The following is a 16,178-nucleotide window of genomic DNA, read 5'->3' on the forward strand; positions in this document are numbered from 1 at the left end:
CTTGGCGACCATGATGAGCTCGCTCACCGGTCTTCCTCGTTTCCTTCAACGTCGTGGTCGAAGTCGGGATACGGTTGCCCGTCGCCGACTTCGCCCCTCGCAACCGCGCGGCCCTGCCGTACTCCTTGCTGGAAGCTCGCCAGGCGGTTACGCACCGCTTCAGGGGAGACGGGGGGCCTGAACGCGGGGGTCTGGGGGGCCGCCGCCAGGTCAGGCGCGGCCGTACCGGGCACCAGGTTCGCCTTGGGCACCCGCTTGGGCAGCCCTGAACCGGTGATTCCGCCGAGTGTGGGCTCGCTCGCCGCTCGCGCCGCCTGCCAGCCCGCGTCCGCCGGTGAGGACCAGACGTCGGAGACCGGGGTGACGGAAGGCGTGTCACTGCGCTTCGCCTCCTCCGCCTGGTTCTGGGCGGAGGCGCCAGGTTCGACCTTCCTGAACCAGTCGGACTCAACCGCGGCGAAGATCGGCAGGAACTCCTCCTTCGCCTCCTCCATGAGCGAGGGCTCGGGGACGACGGGCAGCGGGCCCGTGTTGTCCACGGCGTCGAACGCACGACTGTCGAAGGGGCCGTTCCCCATCGGAGGCGGCCACACGCCGTCGCCGTCGCGGGCGGGCGTGCTCGACCAGACCCCGGAGTCGCCGTGCACGGGGGCGTCCGGCCACACGCTTGTGCCCGTCTGGGAGCTGTTCGGCCAGCCTCCCGAGTCGCCGCCACGCACCGGCACGCTGGGCCAGACCCCCGTGTCGGAGGAGACGTTCGACCAGCTCGGGCTTCCGCCCTGCTGCGGCACATGGCCCGGCCACCCGTTGTCGAACTGCGACTGACCGAAGGGATCGGCCGGGGAGCGGCCGAAGGGGTCGGCCGGCAACTGGCTGAAGGGGTCGGCCGGGGCGGGAGCCTGCGGCGCCTCGAAGGAGGCGAGCTGCTGCCTCACGTCAAAGTGGTTGAAGGCCTGCTGCGCGGCTTCGAAGGAGGCGAACGCGGCCTGTGCGGGATCGAGCGCGGTCGGGCTGGCGAGCATGGCCGCCCGGTCCGCCGCCGCCCGGTCCGCGGGCCCCATGGTCGCGGCCCAGTCGCCGCCGCCCTGGGTGACCGGTGCCTGGCGGGAGTCGGCGGGGGAGAGCAGATTCTCCGGGAGCAGGACCATGGCGGTGAGGCCGCCGCTGTCCTGCTGCCTGAGCTGCACGCGGATGCCGTGCCGCAGGGCGAGGCGGCCGACCACGAACAGGCCCATCCTGCGGGAGACCGACACGTCGACCACCGGCGGGTTGGCCAGGCGCCAGTTCGCCTGGGTGAGCTCGTCGGCGGTCATGCCGATGCCGACGTCGGTGACCGCGACCATCACGCCGCCGCCGTCGATGCGGTTGCTGGACACGACGACCTTGGTCTCCTTGGGGGAGAAGGAGATCGCGTTCTCCACCAGCTCGGCGACGAGGTGCACGACGTCGTTGACGGAGGTGCCGACGACGGAGACGCCTGCGGCGAGCTGCAGGTTGACCCGCTCGTAGTTCTCGACCTCCGACAGCGAGGCACGGACCACGTCGATGAGCTGGATCGGCTGGCTCCACCTGCGCGCGGGCTCCTGGCCAGCGAGGACCAGGAGGTTCTCGCTGTTGCGGCGCATGCGGGTCGCGAGGTGGTCGAGCCGGAACAGGTTGCCGAGACGGTGCTCGTCCTGCTCACCCTGCTCCAGGCTCTCGATCAGGGAGAGCTGGCGTTCGACCAGGGTCTGGCTTCGCCGGGAGAGGTTGACGAACATCGCGTTGACGTTGCTCCGCAGCCTGGCCTCGTCACCGGCCAGCCGGATGGCCTCGCGGTGGACCTCGTCGAAGGCGCGCGCGACTTCACCGATCTCGTCGTCCGAGTTGACACCGATGGTCGGGACGTCGACCGTGTCGGACTCCCCGCTCTCCCGCAGGGCCTGGACGGTCTCCGGCAGGCGTTCCCCGGCGATGGACAGCGCCTCGGTGCGGAGCCTGCGCAGCGGTCTGACCAGCGAGCGCGCCATGATCGTGGTGATGACGAGGACGAGGAGGAGCAGCAGTCCGCTCGCCACCGCGGCGACCATCGCACCGCGCTGCTCGGCTTCCTGGAGCGTACGGCTCTGCGTGATGACCTCGTCGGCGATGGTCTTCTCGACTGTGCGCATCTTGTCGATGATCACGGTGGAGGCGTCGAACCACTGGGTCTGGTCGCCCGCGCCGGTGTTCGCGACGTTGACGCCGACGAGCGGGGCGTTCGCGGTGGCCAGGACGAGCGACCTCAGGCGGATGAACTCCGCACGGTCGATCTTCTGGCCGCTGACGGTGTCACCGTAGAACTGGCGCTGCTCGAGCGACGCCTCACCTCTGAAGGAGGCCAGCTCGCTGTCGCGCTGCGCGCGGGCGACGATGAAGTCGTCCAGGCCCTCGGTGGTGAACTGCCTGCTGGCCAGCGCGACGGCGAGTTCCGCCCGCTCCCTGGACGCCTGCTCCTTGGCTCTGCTCAGGGCGGCGAAGGCGGCCGCGCTGCTGCTGAGACTCTGGTCCGCGTCGACCTGGACGATCTTCTCGTGCAGTGCCATGAGGTCGCTGATCGTCTGTGAGTACGTCTGGATGACGGGCTGCGCGGGCAGCGCGCTGCCGACGACGGCCTCGCGCACGGTGACGAGCTCGTCGATGCGAGTGCTCATCTGCGCGATGTCCTCCTGCTCGCGGGGGGCGAAGTTGCCCGCCACGGCGGTACGGATCCGCTCGCGAATGTCCGCGGTGAGCCTGTCGACGACGCCGTACTGGTCGTCCAGCTTGGCGCGGGCGCCACGGGGACGTCCCTGCGCCACGAACCTGGCGCCGAGGTCGCGCTCGAGCTGCAGGCCGTGCACCAGCCCGCTCAGTCCGGCCGACAGCTCCGCGGTCACCCGTACCTGTTCGTACTGGGCGGCGTTGTTGACAGAGGCGACCACGCGGAACCCGCCGAGGACGATCGCCGCGGTCGTGGGGATGACGATGAGCGCGATCAGCCGCGACCGCACGCGCCAGTTCCTGAACGCGAACCTGCTGCCGTTCTTCCTGGTCTTTTCACGCTCCGCGGCCCGGACGGCGCTGCCTTCCTGCGCCTCCGTTTCGCCGAAGACCTGGGCAGCAACCAGCCCGGATTCGCGTTCACTGGGGATTGACGCTGTCCTCACTGGCCTCCGCTACCTCTCCTCGGTTTGTCTGATTGGAGGGGATCCTGTCATGCATCTGATCTTCACGTGACGCGGATGCATCCTTGGGGCGAGGGTTATTGGAGCATAGCCGGAAGAGTTCGGCCAATAGCCCATAAGTCGCAACTTATGGGCAATTCGGACTAGGCACCCACAACCGGGCAGCCCCTACGGTGCCCACCGAGCAGATTTATACGGCCATATCCGGTGCGGCGACGCGACTTTTTCGACTTGTCACCAGTCCTTCACCAGACAAGTCTGGAACGCTCTAATTCACAAGACCCGGCCCTAAATTCACAGAACAAAAGTCCTTATTTGTCCGATTTACCCTTATTGGCCAATACTTATGATTAAGCTGGCCCCCTCCGCTACGCTGCTTCACGGCCGGGAGCCCCTTCATCCTGCGCTTCCTGAGCCCCTCTCCATGTCACACAAAGGCTTCCGGCGGACTGGGCCGGACGGTCGACCCCCCTGCCGGACGGTCAAACGCCCCTAAGGAGACCCCATGCGCCTCGGACTCACGACCCGGATATTCCCCGCAGGGCCGGTCGGGTGACCGGGCGGGCCCTGGCCGGCAACAAGGTGCTCTGCGGCGCCCTCGGGATCGCGGGGCTACTCCTCGTCATGGAGGCGGCCGGCAGGGCCGGACTCGTCGACCCGGCCGTCCTCCCGCTGACCTCGACGATCCTGACCCGGGTCGCCGAGCTCGCCGTCGACGGGGAGTTCCTCGCCAACGTGGGAGCCACCATGACCGCCTGGGGGCTCGGCCTTCTCCTCACGGTCGCCGTCACAGTCCCGCTCGGCCTGCTGCTCGGCAGCCTGCCGAAGCTGGAGACGGCGGTGCGGCCGCTGATCGAGTTCCTCCGCCCGATCCCCTCGGTCGCCCTCATCCCGCTGGCGATCCTTATCTTCCCCGACCGGCTCGACCTCAAGATCGCTGTGATCTTCTACGCCTCGTGCTGGCCGGTCCTGATCAACACCATGTACGGCCTGCAGGATGTCGACCCGGTGGCGAAGGAGACCCTGCGCAGCTTCGGCTTCGGGCCGCTCGCCGTACTGTGGCGAGTCTCACTGCCCAGCACCGCGCCCTTCATCGCCACCGGAGTACGGCTGGCGGGCGGCATCGCCCTCATCCTGGCGATCAGCGCGGAGCTCCTCGCGGGCGGCTCTGACGGCATCGGCGCCTACGTCATCAAAGCCGGCAGCAGCCCGGACGGCCTGGAGTTCATCATCGCCGCGACCATGTGGGCCGGGATCCTCGGCGTCGTGACCAACAGCCTGTTCATCGGGACCGAGCGGCGGCTGTTCCGCTGGCACGCCGCCCGCGCGGGGGTGACCAGGTGAAACGTCCCGGCTCCCACGCCGCCCCGCGCGCCGCCTCCCCCTCGGGCTCCCGCGTCTTCCTCCGTGCCGTCTTGCGTCTGTGGCTGGTCCCCGTCGCGCTGGTGCTGTGGGAGGCGGGCACCCGGGCCGCGGCCAACCCCTATTTCCCGCCGCCGACCACGATCGTGGTCAGGATGCGGGACATGTGGCTCACCGGCCCCGCGAGCCGCCTCTGGCTGAGCGACTCCGCGCTGGAGAACTTCCCGCCCAGCCTGGGCAGGCTGTTCGCGGGCTGGGCCATCGCCGGCGTCATCGGAATCCTGCTCGGCGTGATGCTCGGCCGCTCGGTGGTCCTGGCTCGCTTCGTCGACCCGCTCGTCCACTTCGGGCGGGCGATCCCACCACCGATGCTCCTGCCGCTCCTCATCGCGCTGATGAGCATCGGCACGCAGATGCAGCTGACCACCATCGTGTTCGGCGTCGTCTGGCCCGTGCTGCTCAACACCGTCGACGGCGCCCGCTATGTCGACCGCCAGCACGTGGAGACCGCCCGGGTCTTCGGGTTCTCACGGGGACAGCGACTGTGGCGGGTCATCCTGCCCTCCTCCATGCCGAAGATCTTCGCGGGCCTGCGGCTCAGCCTGTCCCTGGCCCTGATCCTCATGGTCATCTCCGAGCTGGTGGGCAGCACGAACGGGATCGGTTTCCAGCTCCGCGCCGCGGAACGCGCCTTCGACCCGCCCGGCCTGTGGGGTGCCCTGGTGGTGCTCGGCCTTCTCGGATACGCGCTGAACCTGGCGTTCTTCACGGTCGAGCGGCGGGTGCTGTCCTGGCACCGCGCCGCGAAGCAGACAACCTGAGGACCTGTTGTGCTTGAGATCTCCAACCTGACCCACACCTACGGCAGCGGGCCTTCGGCCCACAACGCGCTCGGCGGCATCGACCTGCGCGTCGCCGAGGGCGAACTGGTGTGCATCGTCGGCCCTTCGGGGTGCGGCAAGTCCACCCTGCTGCGCTCCATCGCCGGGCTGCTGCGCCCGACCGGCGGCCAGGTCGTGCTCAACGGCACCCCCGTGGCCCAGACACCGGACGACCTCGCCGTGGTCTTCCAGGACTACAGCCGTTCTCTGTTCCCCTGGATGTCGGTCGCCGACAACATCTCGCTGCCGCTGCGGCGCAAGGGACAGGGTAAAAAGGAGCGCGTGCGCTCCGCCATGGAGGCGCTCGAACAGGTCGGCCTGGCCGACGCCGCGGGCAAGTATCCCTGGGAGCTGTCCGGCGGCATGCAGCAGCGCGTGTCCATCGCGCGGGCCCTGGCCTACCGTCCCTCCCTGATGCTGATGGACGAGCCCTTCGGCTCCGTCGACGCCCAGACCCGCGAGGACCTGGAGGACCTGACGCTTCGGGTCCGCGGCCACCACAACATGACCATCCTGCTCATCACCCACGACATCGACGAGAGCGTGTACGTCGGCGACCGCGTCGTGGTGCTGTCCAAGGCTCCGGCCAGGGTCGTCGAAGACCTGCGGGTCGACCTTCCCGGCCCCCGCGATCAGATCAGCACCCGGGAACACCCCGACTTCGTGCGCCTGCGCGCCGAGGTCGGCCGTCTGGTGCGCGGCATGCGGACCTCGCAGGCCTCCGCCTCCTGACCCGGCCCCCAGCACCTCCCACCCCCGCCACCCGAGCCACCCCCGCCACCTGAGTCTCCCGGCCTCGCCGTACCAGGCCGTTCAGGGGAACCGGGGCGGGCGGCGGGGGCCGCCTTGAACACCGATTCAGACCGGCACATGACAGGAACGGGACGGGCACGGCGGGCCGGCAGGCCGCTGACATGCGGTCATTGCCGCGGCGGACGCCACGCAGGACAGCTCCCCTGAAGCCTCCTGTAAAAACTTTTCGAGACCCCGGTAAAACCACCACGGCGTTCATTGCTCAATTAGAGCGTTCCATATTGTTTTCACATGGAAGCAAATGAATGCGACCGCGGACGCCGGATACCCCGCACTGCATTCCGGTGGCCCGAAACAGACGGAATGTTCGATCTTGGATCGCCATCCCGACACACACAGAGGGCCGGAAAGCTGCACCACGCCCCCAGGAACACCACAATTCCGTCAAGTAAGTACTTGAGTAACCCGATAAATCTACTCTGATGTCATCAAAACGCAGCATACAAGGACATTAATTATGGACTGCCACTAAACCCGACATTAAGGGTTGCTGCTGGATTTGAGAGCATCTACGATCGCTCCTTGATCTCTTCCCCCCGATTCCGGGGCGTGCAAGCCATGCCGCATTCCCTCACCTCTTCGAGGAGCCACATATGAGGTTCCGTCCATTAGTACGAGCCTGCCTCGTCATCGCCGCGTTCTCTGTTCTCGCCACCGCGTGCAGTAGTGGAAACGCCGAGACCAAGGTCGCAGCGAACGGTCTGGAAAAGACCGACCTCACCATCGGCATGCTGCCGCTGCCCGAGGTCGCACCGGTGCAGATCGCCATCAACCGGGGCTTCTTCAAGGCAGAGGGCCTGAACGTCAAGCACACTCTCATCGAAGGCGGCGCGGCCGCCCTCCCCACACTGCTGAGCGGCGGCTTCGACGTGCTGCACAGCAACTACGTCTCCGCCATCACCGCCACCTCGCAGAACGTCGCCGACCTGAAGGTGATCGCCGAGGCGACCGTGGCGACCCCCGGCAGCTTCGTCCTGATGACGGCGCCAAACTCGCACGTCACCAAGGTCGAGGACCTGAAGGGCAAGAAGATCGGCGTCAACACGTTGAACAACGTGGCGACGCTGACCAGCAGCGTGACCTTGAAGGTACACGGCCTGGACATCAACCGCGACAAGATTAGCTTCGTCGAGGTGCCCTTCCCCAACATGTGGCAGGCCCTCAAGAGCGGGCAGGTGCAGGCCGCCTTCCTGCCTGAGCCCTTCGTCAGCGTGGCCGCCGCCGACGGCGGCGTGAAGCTCGCCGACCTCATGACCGGCCCGACCGACAGCTTCCCGATCGCGGGCTACTTCGTCACCTCCGACTTCGCGAGCAAGAACCCGAAGACGGTCGCGGCCTTCCAGCGGGCCCTGCTGAAGGCGCAGTCGGTCGCCGCGAGCGACCGCAAGGCGGTCGCCGAGGTCCTCCCCCAGTACACCAAGATCAAGCCAGAGACCGCGGAGATCATGCAACTCCCCGGCTTCCCCATCACGACGAACGCCGTACGGCTGCAGCGGGTCTCCGACCTCATGCTCGAGTACGGCTACCTGAAGAAGCCGTTCGAGGCCAACTCCCTGTTGCTGGGAGACCAGAAATGATCGAGGCGTACCAGGCGGTCGGCCTGGTCCCCACCATGCGCGGCGTCCGCAACCGGGACGAGATCCAGACCAACCTGGAGCACATCGAACACCTGGTCAAGGCCGCTTCCTGGCTGTCCAGCCTCGACCTTCCCGTCCGCCTGATCGCGATCCCCGAGGGCGCTCTCCAGGGGTTCAACGACGAGGTCCTCGACATCGACCATGAGGACTTCGCCAGGGAGTGCGCGATCCATGTGCCCGGCCCGGAGACCGACCGGCTCGGCGCACTGGCGCGGCAGTGGGACACCTACATCATCGCCCAGGCCAAGGCCCTGCATCCGGAGTTCCCCGGCCGCTTCTTCAACGTCGGCCTGGTCATCGACCCGGAAGGGGAGATCGTCCTCACGCACTACAAGACGGTCCCGCTGCTGCCCGTCGAGCACTCGGTGACCCCGCACGACGTCTGGGACCGCTGGATCGAGCTGTACGGCCAGACCCTCGACGCCTTCTACCCCGTCGCGGACACCGCGATCGGCAGGATCGGCATCCTCATGGCCAACGAGGCGTCGTATCCCGAGAACGCCCGCGGGCTCGCCATGAACGGTGCCGAGATCATCTACCGGGGCCCCTACCCGCACCCGCACGTCGGCAACGGGCTCTACGCGATCCAGAACCAGGCCAGGGCGCTGGACAACAACTGCTACCTGATCGCGTGCAACGTGGGGACCTACTACCTGTCCGCCGAGTCGGACATCCCGATCGACACCTTCGGCGGCCACTCGATGGTCGTGGACTACAAGGGCCAGATCGTCGGGCGCCACGACTACGGCGGCGCCTCGTCGTGGGTGTCCGGCACCATCGACATCGAGGCGCTGCGCAGGTTCCGCGCCAACGCGCAGTGGGACAACTGGATCAAGGATCTCAAGACCGAGCAGTACCAGCTCATCTACGACAAGCCGATCTACCCGAAGAACCTCTACCTCGACCGCAAGCCGTACAACCACGCGGAGTTTCGCACCGAGGTCATCGACAAGCAGATCGAGCTGATGCACGAACGCGACATCTGGGTGCGCCCCGAGAAGTAGCGCCGGTGTGACCGGGCCGGCTCGCCGGTGAAGCCGGCCCGGTGCGGGCCCCGCGGGAACTGCGGGGCCCGCACCGGGAGACGAGGATCAGACGCGAAGCGTGAGAACGTGCTCGACCAGGGTGATCAGGGTCGACTTCACGGCGTCACGCGAACGAGCGTCGGTCCGGACGACGGGGATGTGCGGGGAGATCGTCAGAGCCTCCCGCACCTCCTCCTCACCGTGGATGTGCGTGCCGCCGAAGCCGTTGAGGGCGACGACGAACGGCAGTCCCGCCTCCTCGAAGTAGTCGATCGCCGGGAAGCTGTCAGCCAGCCGCCGGGTGTCGACCAGCACGATCGCACCGATCGCGCCCTTCACGAGGTCGTCCCACATGAACCAGAACCGGTGCTGACCCGGCGTACCGAACAGGTACAGGATCAGGTCCCGGTCCAGCGAAACCCGGCCGAAGTCCATGGCCACCGTGGTGGTCCGCTTGGTCGGGATGTGCGAGAGATCGTCGACCTCCGCGCTGGCCTCCGTCATCACCGCTTCCGTGGTCAGCGGCATGATCTCGGAGACCGCGCCGACGAAGGTCGTCTTGCCGACACCGAATCCTCCGGCGACAACGATCTTCGTTGACGTCATTCCGGCGTCAGAGCCTGCGAAGCCCACTGAGCACCCTTTCAAGCAAGTTGAGATCCGGCTTTCCGGCATCCAGCGACGGCTGGTGGATCTGCACCAGGCCCTCGGCCGCCATATCCGCGATCAGTACCCGGGTCACGCCCAGTGGCATACGCAGCAGAGCGGAGAGCTCCGCCACCGAGCGCACCTGCTGGGACAACGAAATGATCGCCTGGTACTCCGTGGAGAGCGTGGAGGTGTCCACGCTCACGAACGTCGCCGAGGAGACCAGCGCCTCGAGCGCGAGCTGCATCCGCGGGGCTGTTCTGCCTCCGGTCACAGCGTACGGACGAATCAGACGATTACGCCCGCTCTTGGCCTGAGGCGTACCAGGGGGCTCCTCCCCTGGGCCACGCCAACCTGGTGCGTCCATATATCACCTCCCTATCGCTGAGCCGACTGCAACTCGGCGCGGAGCGCAGGCGTGAGCGCCTGTCCCGCACGCTCAGCCAGCATGGTCATCTGGTAGGCCACCAGGCCCATGTCACAGTCCGGCGAGGCCAGTACGGCCAGCGCGGAACCATCGCTGATCGACATCGTCAGCAGGAGACCCCGCTGCATCTCGATCACGGTCTGGGCGACCGGACCGCCCTCGAAGACCCGGGAGGCTCCCTGGGTCAGGCTGATCAGACCGGCCGTGATCGCGGCGAGCTGGTCGGCGCGGTCCCTCGGGAAGCCCTGCGAGTAGGCCAGCGGAAGACCGTCCGCGGAGACGATCACCGCGTGCGCCACACCGGGCATCTCCTTGACGAACTCGGTGATCAGCCAATTGAAGCCGCGGGCGGCCTGACTGAGTTGGTGGTTCACTGGTTCTCTCCCTCAGCGGCGTTCAACCGCTCGATCATCTCGGCGCGGCCCTGCCGTATGCCTTGCTGGAAACTGGACAGACGACTGCGCACCCGCTCCGCCGAGATCGGAGGCAGCGGGGCTGCCGGAGCGGCCGGCGCCGAAGCGGCCGTTCCGGGGACGAGGTTGGCCTTCGGCACCCGCTTCGGCAGTCCCGCCCCGGTCACGCCACCCTCGACGGGCTTCTTGGCGACCTCGGCCGCGGTCCACCCCTGGTCGGACGGGGTGCTCCACGGCTGCCTCTCAAGCGGACCCTGGCGCCCGGGGCGCCGGATGGGCAGCACGGGCGGATCCTCGGCAAGCGGCTGCTCCAGCATTCCGGGCCCGGGCTCGGGCTCGGCTTCCTCCGGCACGGGGACGACCTCGGGGTCGGCCACGAGCTCGGCGGAGGCGCTGTTGCGGAACCAATCGGATCCTACCGCCGCGAAGATCGGCAGGAACTCCTCAGGCTCGGGTTCGGTCGGTGAGACCTCGACCGCGGGCAGGGCCTGGGTGTGGTCCGGGACCTCGCGCCGCGGCGGCGTCCACGGGTCGACCGGCGGCATCTCCGGCCACGCGGGCGGGACCGGCGGCTGCCCGGCGGGTTTGCGCGGTCCCCCCAACGGGAACGACGAATCCGCGGGGAAGGACGGCTGGGCGGCGGGGAAGGACGGTTCCGCGGGGAAGGACGGCTGAGCGGGGAAGGACGGCTGCGCCGCAGGGAACGACGGCTCGGCCAGGAACGACGACTCGGCGGGGAACGACGGCTGCGCGGTGGGGAACGACGGGTCTCCGACCGGGAACGACGGGTGCGCCATCGGGAATGACGGCGGAGCCGGCGTGAGCGGCGACGACCACAGATCCTCGACCGCGGAGGCGGAGACCACGGGCGCCGACCACAGGTCCGCGACCGAAGGGGCCGGAGTCTGCGGGACGACCGGGGCTTCCGGGATCGAGGGCACCCCGTTCGAGGCCTCCCGCATAGAGGTGCTTCCGAACGGGTTCGGGTTCGGCATCGAGCTGAACGGGTCGTTGCCCGGCAGGCCGGTGGGGGCGTTCTGGGCCGCCATGGCCAGCTGGGGCATCAGCGGGGACTGGGCGACCACCTGCGCGGGGAGCAGGACGACGGCGCTCAGACCGCCGGTCTCGGGACGGCGGAGCTGGACCCTGATGCCGTGGCGCATGGCCAGCCGGCCGACCACGAACAGGCCCATTCTGCGGGAGACCGACAGGTCGACCGCGGGAGGCTCGGCCAGCCGCCGGTTGACCTCGACCAGTTCCTCGTCGCTCATGCCGATGCCCGCGTCGGTGACCGCCAGGATGATGGCGCCCGTCTCGTTGGCGTTGCTGCTCACCATGATCTTGGTGTCCTGCGGCGAGAAGAAGATGGCGTTCTCGACGAGCTCCGCGATCAGGTGGACGATGTCGTTGACGGCGGAGCCGACGATCATGGTGCCCGACTCGACCCGCAGGCCCACTCGCTCGTAGTTCTCGACCTCCGACAGCGAGGCGCGGACGACGTCGCTCAGCGGGACCGGCTCACTCCACCTGCGGCTCTGCTCCTGGCCCGCGAGGACCAGGAGGTTCTCGGAGTTGCGGCGCATGCGGGTGGCCAGGTGGTCCAGCTTGAAGAGGCTGGCCAGCTGGGAGTCGTCCTGCTCGCCCTGCTCCAGGTCGTCGATGAGGTCGATCTGCCGTTCCACGAGCGACTGGGTACGCCGGGAAAGGTTGATGAACATCGCGTTGACGTTGTTTCGCAGCTTGGCCTCGTCACCGGCCAGCCGGATGGCCTCGCGGTGGATCTCATCGAAGGCCCTGGCGACTTCTCCGATCTCGTCGCGAGAGTCCACGTCGATGGAGGACACCTCGATGCTGGGATCGGCCTCACCGGTCTCCCGCAGCACGCGGACGGTCTCCGGCAGCCTGGTGCCGGCCACCTCAAGTGCCTCGCTGCGCAGCTTGCGCAGCGGCCTGACCAGGGTTCCCGCCACCCAGGCGGTGATGAGCAGGATCATGATCAACAGGACGAGGATCGTGGCACCGGTGATGATGGCGCTCTGTTCCTCCGCGGCCTGCAGTTCCTGGCTGCGAGAGACGACCGAGGCCGCCAGGCTTCGCTCGACGGCGTTCATGCCGTCGACGAGCGCCGAGGAGGCGTCGTACCAGGCGTTCATCCCCATTTCCCGGGGCAGGCCCAGGTTCTCACGCATCCGCGAGATGACCAGAGCCCGCATGGCGTCGGCTTTGGCGATCTTCGGGTCGGTGAGCACGTCGCTCAGGCGCTTGGCGTCGGCGGCCGACGCGGTCGACTGGAAGGTGGCCTGCTCGCTGAGCTGGCTCTTGTAGGCGCCCAGGAAGTCGGCGGGGTCGTCGAAGTCGAAGCGTCCCTCGATCCGGGCGACGAGCAGGATGCCTCGCTGCCTGGCGACCTGTTCCCTGGCCTGGGTGAGCGCGCCGAGCGCGAGGACGTCACCGACCAGGCGCTCGTCCCGGGCGCTACGGCCGAGGTCGTCGTGCAGGGTCATGAAGTCGGCGATCATACGCGAGTACATGCCGAGAGCCGCACGCGGGAGCACGTCGCCCCCGGTGAGGGACTTGCGGAGGCTGAACAGACCGTTCAGCCAGTTACGAACCTGCGAGACCTCGGCGACGATGCGGGGATCCTGGTCGTCGCCCAGGGCGTCGATCGCGGTGAGCACCTTCGTGCGGGTCAGGTCGACCCGGCCCTGTAGGTCCTTGACCCTGGCGAGCCGCGCGGGTCTGCGCCTGTCGGCGATGTACCAGGCCGTGAGGTCACGCTCGTCGGACATCTCGTAGGAGATGTCGGTGAGCTGCTCGATGAGCGAGGCGACCTCGGCGTTCTTGCGATACTCCGTCGCGCTGGTCAGCGAGTTGGTGAGCTGGAGGCCGCTCAGCACCACCGCCGCGGCCGTGGGGAGCAGGATCAGGGCGACCAGACGGGGACGCACGCGCCAGTTCGAGGGCAGGAGTCGGCTGCCCACCGCTGACTCACGGTGGCTGCGGCGGTCTTGTGTCATCACTGGCCTACGTAACCCCTCGCCGGTTTTGGATACGGCGGTAGCAATTTGAGCACATCCTTTATGTCACTTCGAATGGAGTGTGTGCCGACAGATCCCCACAAAAGGGATATATGGCGACAAACCTCATGATGGCCGGAAAGATTCTTTAGCCTCCGGAGGCCGGTGTTTGATCATCAGGTGGCGGGTCACCGAGTACTCCTGAACCGCCTCCTGACTCATGTCCTTACCGAAGCCACTGCCCTTGACTCCGCCGTGCGGAGCCTCCGAGGCGATGGGCAGATGGTCGTTTACCCAGGTCACACCCACGTCGAGGCGATGGGAGACGCGTAACGCCCGCGCCACGTCCGTGGACCAGATCGAGGAGGCTAGGCCATAGGGGGTGTCGTTGGCCAGCCCTACCGCCTCGTCCTCACCGTCAAACGGTAGGGCCAGAAGGACCGGCCCGAAAAGCTCTCCCTGAACGATCTCACTGTCCTGGGTCGCCTCGGTGATCAGGGTGGGCGGATAGTAGAATCCCGACCCCTCGGCCGGGGAACCGCCACAGAGCACGGAGGCTCCCGCGGCGACCGCCCGCTCGACGAAGCCGTGCACGCGGGCCCGGTGCCCCGCGGAGATCAGCGGGCCGATGTCGGTCGCCGGGTCCCACGGGTCACCCACCCTGATCTTCGCCAGCGTCGCGCGAAGCGCCTCGACGGCCTCGCCGTACACCTCACGGGAGATGTAGACGCGGGTCGCCGCGGTGCAGTCCTGACCGGTGTTGTAGGTCGCGCCCATCGCCACGCCCCTGGCCATCTCGGCCAGGTCGGCGTCGCCGAAGACCAACGCGGGGGCCTTTCCGCCGAGTTCCAGATGGACCCGCTTCAGCGAGCCCGCGGCGCCGCGCATGACGGCGCGGCCCGTCTCGGTCGAGCCGGTGACGCTCACCATGTCCACACCGGGGTCGGTGACCAGGGCCTCGCCCACCTCGGCATCGCCGAGAACGACCTGGAGCAGCCCCTCGGGCGCTCCCGCCGCCGCGAACAGCTCGGCCAGCCTGAGCGTGGTGCCAGGCGTCTGCGGCGCGGGCTTGATGACCACCGCGTTGCCCGCGGCGAGCGCGGGACCGATCTTCCACACGGCCATCACCAGCGGGAAGTTCCAGGGCGCGATCGACCCGACGACGCCGACGGGGCGACGCACCAGCACCGAGGTGTAGCCGGAGCTGAGCACCCCGGCCCCGGTACCCTCGAGCGAGCGGGCCGCCCCGGCGAAAAAGCGCAGGTTGTCGGCCGCGAACGGCAGCTCGCCGTCGCGGAACACCGCGGCGGGCTTGCCCGTCTCCTCGACCTCGAGGCGGGTGAGCTCCTCGGCGTCCGCCTCGACGAGGTCGGCGAAGCGCAGCATCACTCTGGCCCGCTCCGCCGGGGTCGCCTGGCTCCACTCCTCGTAGGCCGCCCGTGCCCGCCGTACGGCGGCGCCCACCTCCCCGACGGGGGTGTCCGGCACCTCCCGCAGGAACTCCCCGCTCGCCGGGTTGATCAACTTGCCCATGAAACTTCTTTCATCGTGGTGCTGGGAGCCCTCAGGCTCCGGCCCGCTCGATCAGGTCAGCGGCCCTGCGTAGACCGTCGCGGCGGCGGATCTCCTCGCCGGCGGCGGCGAGACGTTCACGGAGCCCGGTGTCGCCGAGCAACCTCTCAAGCGCGCCGGTCAACTCCTCGTCGGTGAACGAGTAGGTGGCCAGGCGCACACCGTAGCCGAGCTCTGCGACTCGTTGCGCATTGTCGTATTGATCCCAGAACAGCGGCAACAGGATCATCGGCTTGCCGAAGTGCAGCGCCTCCGTGGTGGTGTTGTTGCCGCCGTGGGTGATGACCAGGTCGACCAGGGGAATGATCTTGGTCTGTGGGAGGAACTCGGCGCCCCACATGTTGTCCGCGAGCTTGATCTCCTCGTGCAACGGGCCCTTGGAGACGATGAAACGATGCCGAGTTGTGCCCAGAACGTCGATCACCCGCTGCATCAGCGAGACGTCCGCCGAGCCGAGCGAGCCGAGCGAGAAGTAGACCAGCGAGCCGTCTCCCACGGCCAGCGACTCGGGCAGCTCGAAGCCTCCGTCGGTCTCACGGACCGAGGAGTCCAGGCGGTGCCAGCCGCCGTCCAGCGGCCTGGCGCCGGTGTAGTCGAGGATCTCGGGGAAGACGTAGAGGTTCAGGTCACCCCGGTGGATGAAGTCCAGGTCGGGCAGCGGCTCGGCGCCCTGGGCGACGACCCACTCGTTGAAGGCGGTCCAGACCTCGCGGTGGGTCCTGTCGTACTCGGCACGGAAGGCGTCCCACTCGGAACGGTCGTCGGCGGGCAGCCCGGAGAAGACCGGGGCCACGTCCTCGCCGCGCACCTCGAGCGGGTTGCAGGAGACGATCCTGACGAACGGCTTGCCCGTGGTGAGCAGCGCCGGAAAGGTGATCACGTTGTCCTCGACGATCACGTCCGGCCGGACACGCTCGATAATCGCCTTCAACTGCGGCTCGCAGTACTTCACACCGTCGACGAGCGCCTCCCAGATCGGCTTGGTCACCGTCTCAAGCTGCTCCACGGTGGACTTACGATATTCCGGCGCGGTATCCCGGATGAAGTCCTTCCAGAACTGTCCCGGGTCCTGCTCCTCTTCGGACGGCGGCGCGAGGTCGACGAGGTCCTCTTCAAATCCGAGATCCGCCAATTTCCCCTTCCATGAGGCCTCAGCTGCGAAAACAACCCGATGGCCACGCTTGCGAAGAATGTCGCC

13 protein-coding genes are annotated in these 16,178 nt (G+C 67.9%); 6 read left to right on the forward strand and 7 right to left on the reverse strand.

All coding sequences use genetic code 11. The features are described from left to right. Window positions 1–23: 23 nt before the first annotated feature. The gene (locus AB0395_RS14315) at window positions 24–3,011 is read right to left on the reverse strand and encodes a nitrate- and nitrite sensing domain-containing protein (RefSeq protein ID WP_366280639.1); all 2,988 of its coding nucleotides are present in this window, start codon (window positions 3,009–3,011) and stop codon (window positions 24–26) included. Between AB0395_RS14315 and AB0395_RS14320 the strand changes: the two genes are divergently transcribed. The 6 genes from AB0395_RS14320 (at window position 2,986) to AB0395_RS14345 (ending at window position 8,882) form a co-directional block, all read left to right on the forward strand. Then, complete coding sequence (locus AB0395_RS14320) at window positions 2,986–3,237, forward strand: hypothetical protein (RefSeq protein ID WP_366280640.1); 252 nt, start codon at window positions 2,986–2,988, stop codon at window positions 3,235–3,237. The two genes, AB0395_RS14315 and AB0395_RS14320, sit on opposite strands and share 26 nt — an antisense overlap. Window positions 3,238–3,737: 500 nt before the next feature. Beyond that, the gene (locus AB0395_RS14325; protein ID WP_366280642.1) at window positions 3,738–4,529 is read left to right on the forward strand and encodes an ABC transporter permease subunit; all 792 of its coding nucleotides are present in this window, start codon (window positions 3,738–3,740) and stop codon (window positions 4,527–4,529) included. Next, window positions 4,526–5,368, forward strand: coding sequence for an ABC transporter permease (locus AB0395_RS14330; RefSeq protein WP_366280644.1), 843 nt, complete (start codon window positions 4,526–4,528; stop codon window positions 5,366–5,368). Before AB0395_RS14325 ends, AB0395_RS14330 begins: the two co-directional genes overlap by 4 nt. Window positions 5,369–5,377: 9 nt before the next feature. Continuing rightward, window positions 5,378–6,160 carry an ABC transporter ATP-binding protein gene (locus AB0395_RS14335; protein WP_366280645.1) on the forward strand — a complete coding sequence of 261 codons (783 nt, stop codon included), beginning with the start codon at window positions 5,378–5,380 and terminating at the stop codon, window positions 6,158–6,160. Window positions 6,161–6,834: 674 nt separating this feature from the next. Next, window positions 6,835–7,818: an ABC transporter substrate-binding protein gene (locus AB0395_RS14340; RefSeq protein ID WP_366280647.1), complete on the forward strand. Its 984-nt coding sequence runs from the start codon at window positions 6,835–6,837 to the stop codon at window positions 7,816–7,818. Then, window positions 7,815–8,882, forward strand: coding sequence for a nitrilase-related carbon-nitrogen hydrolase (locus AB0395_RS14345; RefSeq protein WP_366280649.1), 1,068 nt, complete (start codon window positions 7,815–7,817; stop codon window positions 8,880–8,882). Before AB0395_RS14340 ends, AB0395_RS14345 begins: the two co-directional genes overlap by 4 nt. Before the next feature lie 87 nt (window positions 8,883–8,969). Here AB0395_RS14345 and AB0395_RS14350 read toward each other — a convergent pair whose 3' ends face one another. The 6 genes from AB0395_RS14350 to AB0395_RS14375 all read right to left on the reverse strand — a co-directional run bounded on the left by AB0395_RS14350 (window position 8,970) and on the right by AB0395_RS14375 (window position 16,112). Continuing rightward, entirely contained in the window at window positions 8,970–9,509 is a 540-nt protein-coding gene (locus tag AB0395_RS14350) for an ATP/GTP-binding protein (protein WP_366280651.1), read from the reverse strand. Between the two features lie 7 nt (window positions 9,510–9,516). Next, on the reverse strand, window positions 9,517–9,918 hold the full coding sequence (locus AB0395_RS14355; RefSeq protein ID WP_366280653.1) for a DUF742 domain-containing protein: 402 nt from the start codon (window positions 9,916–9,918) through the stop codon (window positions 9,517–9,519). A gap of 11 nt (window positions 9,919–9,929) precedes the next feature. Continuing rightward, window positions 9,930–10,352: a roadblock/LC7 domain-containing protein gene (locus AB0395_RS14360; RefSeq protein ID WP_366280654.1), complete on the reverse strand. Its 423-nt coding sequence runs from the start codon at window positions 10,350–10,352 to the stop codon at window positions 9,930–9,932. Then, window positions 10,349–13,372, reverse strand: a complete 3,024-nt coding sequence (locus AB0395_RS14365; protein WP_366280655.1) for a nitrate- and nitrite sensing domain-containing protein — start codon at window positions 13,370–13,372, stop codon at window positions 10,349–10,351. Before AB0395_RS14365 ends, AB0395_RS14360 begins: the two co-directional genes overlap by 4 nt. Before the next feature lie 162 nt (window positions 13,373–13,534). Further along, window positions 13,535–14,941 carry an aminobutyraldehyde dehydrogenase gene (locus AB0395_RS14370; RefSeq protein WP_366280656.1) on the reverse strand — a complete coding sequence of 469 codons (1,407 nt, stop codon included), beginning with the start codon at window positions 14,939–14,941 and terminating at the stop codon, window positions 13,535–13,537. Between the two features lie 31 nt (window positions 14,942–14,972). Continuing rightward, window positions 14,973–16,112, reverse strand: a complete 1,140-nt coding sequence (locus AB0395_RS14375) for a nucleotide disphospho-sugar-binding domain-containing protein (protein WP_366280657.1) — start codon at window positions 16,110–16,112, stop codon at window positions 14,973–14,975. Window positions 16,113–16,178 lie beyond the last annotated feature (66 nt).

Source organism: Streptosporangium sp. NPDC051023 (assembly GCF_040689595.1).
Taxonomy (GTDB): domain Bacteria; phylum Actinomycetota; class Actinomycetes; order Streptosporangiales; family Streptosporangiaceae; genus Streptosporangium.

Coding starts and splice junctions, on each gene's coding strand:
- AB0395_RS14345 (WP_366280649.1), top strand. CDS start 7,815: ATGATCGAGGCGTACCAGGCGGTCGGCCTGGTCCCCACCATGCGCGGC.
- AB0395_RS14355 (WP_366280653.1), bottom strand. CDS start 9,918: ATGGACGCACCAGGTTGGCGTGGCCCAGGGGAGGAGCCCCCTGGTACG.
- AB0395_RS14370 (WP_366280656.1), bottom strand. CDS start 14,941: ATGGGCAAGTTGATCAACCCGGCGAGCGGGGAGTTCCTGCGGGAGGTG.
- AB0395_RS14340 (WP_366280647.1), top strand. CDS start 6,835: ATGAGGTTCCGTCCATTAGTACGAGCCTGCCTCGTCATCGCCGCGTTC.
- AB0395_RS14320 (WP_366280640.1), top strand. CDS start 2,986: ATGAGCGCGATCAGCCGCGACCGCACGCGCCAGTTCCTGAACGCGAAC.
- AB0395_RS14350 (WP_366280651.1), bottom strand. CDS start 9,509: ATGACGTCAACGAAGATCGTTGTCGCCGGAGGATTCGGTGTCGGCAAG.